Consider the following 1,190-nt stretch of genomic DNA (forward strand, 5'->3'; position numbering starts at 1 on the left):
ACTCTTGTGCCACTTGGTAAGCCTGTCTTGTCTACACTGTCTTCTGCCTTTGGCACTGTTCCGTTATCCACTGTTTGGGCTTTTGGTTGTGGATCGTAATCGTGTTTTTGTGGCGTTACTTCAACCGTTACCGTCACTTCTTCCGTACTCTTATCTGGATAGGTGATTAATACTTTTCCTGGTTTGCTTCCTGGGGTTGTATTGGTATCTGGTTTCTCTACCCATTTATACGTTGTGCCACTTGGTAAGCCATCAGTATTGATACTTCCTTCTGCACTTGGGTCACTACCGTGTTTAGCAGTTGGAGATGGCTCTTTCGCTGTTGGATTGAACGTATCTTTTTGTTCTTTCACCGTGATTGGGACTGTGACTTCATCGACTGTTCTGTCTGGGTATGTCACTAACGCTACAGTTGGATGTGCTCCTGGTGTATTCACTACTGGAGTTTCTTTCCATGTGACTCTTGTGCCACTTGGTAAGCCTGTCTTGTCTACACTGTCTTCTGCCTTTGGCACTGTCCCGTTGTCCACTGTTTGGGCCTTCGGTTGTGGATCATAATCATCTTTTTGTGGCGTTACTTCAACCGTTACCGTCACTTCTTCCGTACTCTTATCTGGATAGGTGATTAATACTTTTCCTGGTTTGCTTCCTGGGGTTGTATTGGTATCTGGTTTCTCTACCCATTTATACGTTGTGCCACTTGGTAAGCCATCAGTATTGATACTTCCTTCTGCACTTGGGTCACTACCGTGTTTAGCAGTTGGAGATGGCTCTTTCGCTGTTGGATTGAACGTATCTTTTTGTTCTTTTACCGTAATTGGTACTGTCACTTCATCGACTGTTCCGTCTGGATAGGTGACTAAGGCTACACTTGGATGACTGCCTGGGGTGTTCACTACTGGTGTTTCTTTCCATGTAACTCTTGTACCTTCTGGTAAGCCGATTTTATCAACACTGTCTTCTGCCTTTGGCACTGTCCCGTTGTCCACCGTTTGGGCTTTTGGCTGTGGATCGTAATCGTCTTTTTGTGGTGTTACTTCAACCGTTACCGTCACTTCTTCTGTACTCTTATCTGGGTAGGTGATTAATACTTTCCCTGGTTTGTTTCCTGGTGTTGTATTGGTATCTGGTTTTTCTACCCATGTGTAGGTTGTACCTTTTGGCAGATTGTCTGTATTGATACTTCCTTC

1 protein-coding gene is annotated in these 1,190 nt (G+C 44.6%); it reads right to left on the bottom strand.

Features of this window, described 5'->3' with window-relative positions; genetic code table 11:
- Positions 1-1,190 (bottom strand): Rib/alpha-like domain-containing protein (locus N8M20_RS10120; RefSeq protein ID WP_261080503.1); only part of this gene is annotated, 1,190 nt, incomplete at both ends.

The sequence above is a fragment of the Streptococcus mitis genome (assembly GCF_946190275.1).
Taxonomy (GTDB): Bacteria; Bacillota; Bacilli; order Lactobacillales; family Streptococcaceae; genus Streptococcus; species Streptococcus mitis_DC.